Raw genomic sequence first — 3518 nt, forward strand, 5'->3', positions numbered from 1 at the left:
GGGAGACGGGGTTGAGAGGGCGGGGAGTGCGTGGCGGCGGCCGGGGGTGGTGGCTGCTTGGCACAGAGTGCGCACGACGCCGAGTTGGCTCGATCGTGTGATCGTCTACTGGTGGGCTTGCGGCGTCCTGGGCTGATCGGGCTGGCGTGGTCGTGCGACCTGGGATACCGGGACGGCGTCGGCTTGCGGGGCCCTGCTCCACCAGAGGATGGTTCACCGTTCGGGGCGTGCGGCTGAGCGGGCTCACTCATGCTCAGTCCACAGGAACGGTCAGAGGAAGATGCCGCGGGTGAGGCCGCCGTCCATGCCGAGCGACTCCCCGGTGATCGCGGCGGCCCGGGGGGAGGCGAGGAAGCAGACGGCCTGGGCGATCTCGTCCGCCTCCAGCACCCGGCGGATCGGTGTACGGGCGACGAAGTCCGCCTCGACCTCGGCCGCGGTGATGCCGCGCTTGGCGGCCTCCTTCTCGTACAGCTCATGGATGTGCTCGGTCTCCACGACACCGGGGTGCAGGGTGTTGACGGTGACGCCGGACGGGCCGAGCTGGTCGGAGAGCACCTTCGTGAGGTGGACGACGGCGAGGTTGCGCATACCGGAGAGCGCGTGGCTGGAACGGCCGGTCAGCCCGCCGATGTTGATGATCCGGCCGTAGCCGCCCGCCTTCATGTGCGGGGTCACGGCCTGCGCGCAGCGGAAGTAGCCGACGACCTTGGTGTTGAGGTCGGCCAGCAGCAGCTCGGGGTCGGCCTCCTCGACCGCGTTGCGCACCAGCCCGGACGGGGCCGCCGCGCCGTTGACGAGGATGTCGACGCGACCGAGCTCGTCGGCCACGCGCCGCACCATGGCGCGTACGGACTCGGTGTCGTCGGTGTCCGACACGAGCGGGACGACCCGGCCGCCGGTCTCCGCCTCCAGTTCCTTGGCGGTGCGCTCCAGCAGGGGCAGCCGGCGGGCGGTGACGACGACGGTCGCGCCCTCCGCGGCGAGCGCGCGGGCGGTGGCTCGGCCGATACCGAGGCTGCCGCCGGTGACGATGGCGGTCCTGCCATCCAGTTCGAGGTCCATGCATGGCTCCACAGAGGTGATCGGGACGAGGGGGTACGACGACGAGGGGGTGCGGAGGTGCGGCGGCACGCGGCGCGAGCGACTGCCGACTGCTCGCCCGGAAGTTGACCTCGGTCTCAGCCGAGGTTGACCCAGACGCTCTTGATCTCGGTGTAGTGGTCGAGCACGGTCCGGCCCATCTCGCGGCCCCAGCCGGACTGCTTGAAGCCGCCGAAGGGCGACGCGGGATCCGTGAGGTTGTAGCAGTTGATCCACACGGTGCCCGCCTGCAGTTCGTCGGCGATCCGGTGGGCGTGGCCCAGGTCGGACGTCCAGATGCCGGCCGACAGCCCGAAGGGCGAGTCGTTGGCCCGCTCGACCAGATCGTCCACGTCGTCCCAGCTCATCGCCGAGAGCACGGGGCCGAAGATCTCCTCCCGGACGATGCGCAGACCGTCGTCGGGCGCCACGAACACCGTCGGTTCGACGAAGTAGCCCGCGTCGTACGGCGCGTCGAGTCCGGGCCGCCCACCGCCCGCGGCGAGCCGTGCCCCCTGTTCCCGGCCGGCGGCGATGAACCCGGTGACCCTCTCGTGGTGCCGCGCGGAGACCAGCGGACCCATCTCGGTGGCCGGGTCGCTGCCGGGTCCGACGACGATGCCGCGGGCGCGCTCCGCCACCGCGTCCAGCACGTCGTCGAAGATCTTGCGGTGCACGTACAGCCGGGAGCCGGCCGTGCAGACCTGGCCCTGGTTGAAGAAGACGGCCTGCGCGGCGGCCTCGGCGACGGCCTCGGGGGCGGCGTCGGGCAGCACGATGTTGGGGGACTTGCCGCCGAGTTCGAGGGAGACCTTCTTCAGGTTCCCCGCGGCGGCCCGGACGATGGCGCGGCCCGTCTCCGTGGACCCGGTGAAAGCGATCTTGTCGACCCCGTCGTGCGCGGCGAGGGCGGCGCCCGCCGAGGCACCGCGCCCGGTGACGACGTTGACGACCCCGTCCGGTACCCCCGCCTCCTGGAGCAGCTCCGCGAGCCGCAGCGTGGACAGCGGGGTCTCCTCGGCGGGCTTCAGGACCACCGTGCAGCCGGTGGCCAGCGCGGGCGCCAGCTTCCAGCACGCCATCGACACGGGGAAGTTCCACGGCACGATCAGTCCGGCCACGCCCACCGGTTGCCGCGTGGTGTAGTTCAGCACGCGCAGCCCGCCGCGCGGCGACACGGGGATGGTGCTGCCCTCCAGCTTGCTCGGCCAGCCCGCGAAGTAGCGGAACAGCTTCACGCTGGTGCCCACGTCCACCGCGCGTGCCACGGAGACCGGCTTGCCGTTGTCGCGCGACTCCAGGAGGGCGAGTTCGTCCGCGTGCGCCTCGATGACGTCGGCGACCCGGTTCAGCAGCGCGCCCCGTTCCAGGGGGCTCATCCGCCGCCAGCCGGGATCGTCGAAGGCGCGGCGCGCCGCGGTGACGGCCCGGTCGACGTCGGCGGCGTCGCCGTCGGGAACGGTCGTGAGCGCGGTGCCGGTGGCCGGGTCGGCAGTGGCGAAGGAGCGGCCGGAGAGGGCGCCGACCCAGTGGCCGCCGATGAGCATGGTCCGCGGCTCGGCGAGGAAGCGGTCGACCGCCCCCGCCGCGTCCGCGACCGGGACTGCTGTGCTGTGCATGGCGGCTCCTCTCACAGGGCCATCTCGATGAGCTGGGGACCGTCGGCGGCGAGCGCCCGGCCGAGCGCGCGCCGCAGCGCCTCGCCCGTCTCGACCCGGGTGCCGGGTACGCCGTAGGCGCGGGCCAGCGAAGGCCAGTCGAAGGCCGGCGCGTCCAGGCTGGTGAGCGCCATGGCGTTGGGCCCCGGACTGCTCTGCCCGTGCCGGTCGAGTTCGGTGCGCAGCACGTTGTAGACGCGGTTGGACGCGATGAGGGTGACCACGGGCAGTTGCTCCCGGGCCATCGTCCACAGCGACTGGATCGTGTACTGCGCGCTCCCGTCGGACTGGAGGGCGACGACCTTGCGGCCGGGCGCGGCGATCGCGGCGCCGACGGCGGCGGGCAGGCCCTGCCCGATGGCTCCGCCGGTGTTGGTCAGGGTGGTGTGCCGGGCGGCGTGCGACGAGGCGGTGAAGAAGGGGTAGCCGCAGGTGCCGCCCTCGACGGAGACGACGGCGTGTTCGGGGAGCAGCGCCGAGACGATGCGGCCGACCGACCGCGGCGTCAGCGCCCCGTCCGGGAGCCCCGCGTCGTCCGGCCGGGCGGGTGACGGCGGTCCGGGCGCCCCCAGGGTGTCCGCGAGGACCTCCAGCGCGTGCGCGCCGTCCTCCTCCGGAGTGCTCAGCACCTCCACGGTGCCCGGGGGAGCGAGCAGGCTCGGGATCCCTTCGTAGCCGAAGTACGACACGGGTTCCAAGGCCCCCGCCAGCACGACGAGTTGGGCTCCGGAGAGAGCCTCGACCGCCTTCTCGGGGAAGTAGGGCAGGCGGTCGAGG

Annotated in this window: 3 protein-coding genes; all 3 read right to left on the reverse strand. The window is 72.9% G+C overall.

Annotated features, from left to right (window positions below):
• Window positions 1-270 precede the first annotated feature (270 nt).
• A complete protein-coding gene (locus tag AOK15_RS34635; protein ID WP_055522270.1) occupies window positions 271-1065 on the reverse strand; it encodes an SDR family NAD(P)-dependent oxidoreductase in 795 nt (264 codons plus the stop codon).
• Between the two features lie 116 nt (window positions 1066-1181).
• Window positions 1182-2702, reverse strand: coding sequence for an aldehyde dehydrogenase family protein (locus AOK15_RS34640; protein ID WP_055522271.1), 1521 nt, complete (start codon window positions 2700-2702; stop codon window positions 1182-1184).
• Between the two features lie 11 nt (window positions 2703-2713).
• A partial coding sequence (locus AOK15_RS34645) for a thiamine pyrophosphate-dependent enzyme (RefSeq protein ID WP_240508730.1) occupies window positions 2714-3518 on the reverse strand: 805 nt, incomplete at its 5' end.

Origin of the sequence: Streptomyces ossamyceticus, from assembly GCF_001418475.1 — a bacterium.
In the GTDB taxonomy this organism is placed as follows: domain Bacteria; phylum Actinomycetota; class Actinomycetes; order Streptomycetales; family Streptomycetaceae; genus Streptomyces; species Streptomyces ossamyceticus.